The sequence below is a fragment of the Pseudomonas sp. MD195_PC81_125 genome (assembly GCF_014060985.1).
GTDB classification, from domain to species: Bacteria; Pseudomonadota; Gammaproteobacteria; order Pseudomonadales; family Pseudomonadaceae; genus Aquipseudomonas; species Aquipseudomonas parakoreensis.
The window spans coordinates 1-808 of the sequence record NZ_JABULD010000523.1 but is presented as its reverse complement, the minus strand read 5'-3'; the positions used below and the strand labels follow the sequence as shown (position 1 = coordinate 808).

The window sequence follows — 808 nt, the reverse complement described above, 5'->3', positions numbered from 1 at the left end:
CTTCCGGCCATCGAAACCGCCCTGAAAAAGGCCGGCGTGCTGGAAAGCCAGGTGGTGGAGATGTCGCAGGGGCAGAAACAGAGCCGCTTCGTGGCGTGGACCTTCCAGACCAAGTCCGAGCAGCAGATCTGGCGTCGCGAGCGCTGGGTTCGCTGATTCTGTAGGAGCTGCGGCACGCTGCGATCTTTTGATCCTGCTTGAAAACAAGATCAAAAGATCGCAGCCTCGTTTCACTCGACAGCTCCTACAGGGCGGCGTAACGCCTTGCCAAATCGCAGGCACAAAAAAACCGTGCCCGGATCGCTCCGGTGCACGGTTTTTTTTTATCGCTGCGTCTTACTTGTTCACAGCGTCGGTCAGGCCTTTGGCCACAACCAGCTTGATCACTTTCTTGGCAGGGATTTCGATGGCAGCGCCAGTCGAAGGGTTACGGCCAGTGCGGGCAGGACGCTCGGTCACTTTCAGCTTGCCGATACCTGGCAAGGTGATTTCGCCGCCGTTTTCCAGCTGATCGGCAACGATTTGGCCCAGTTGGTCCAGAGCGTTACGCGCGGTGGTTTTCGGCGCGTCGATAGCTTCAGCGATGTCGGCGATCAGTTGGTCTTTAGTAAGAGCCATGTAGTGTTCCTTCCCTATCAAATTCATATGGATTGCAGAGTGCAGTGTCAGCCATCGAGCCCGATCTTCTGGATCTGGCACCCTCGGCGATAACCACGACGAGTCGGGTTATAGATACCGAAATCAGGGTTTGGTTCGACCTGACAAATGCTGATTGCACGCTTAACGCAGTGACTTCGCGTAAGACCGG

Annotated in this window: 2 protein-coding genes; one reads left to right on the top strand and one right to left on the bottom strand. The window is 55.9% G+C overall.

What is annotated here, in order from left to right:
• A partial coding sequence (locus HT737_RS20790) for an RlmF-related methyltransferase (RefSeq protein WP_182403920.1) occupies positions 1-156 on the top strand: 156 nt, incomplete at its 5' end.
• A 180-nt stretch (positions 157-336) separates the two neighbouring features.
• Here HT737_RS20790 and HT737_RS20785 read toward each other — a convergent pair.
• Positions 337-618: an HU family DNA-binding protein gene (locus HT737_RS20785; RefSeq protein ID WP_003221909.1), complete on the bottom strand. Its 282-nt coding sequence runs from the start codon at positions 616-618 to the stop codon at positions 337-339.
• Positions 619-808 lie beyond the last annotated feature (190 nt).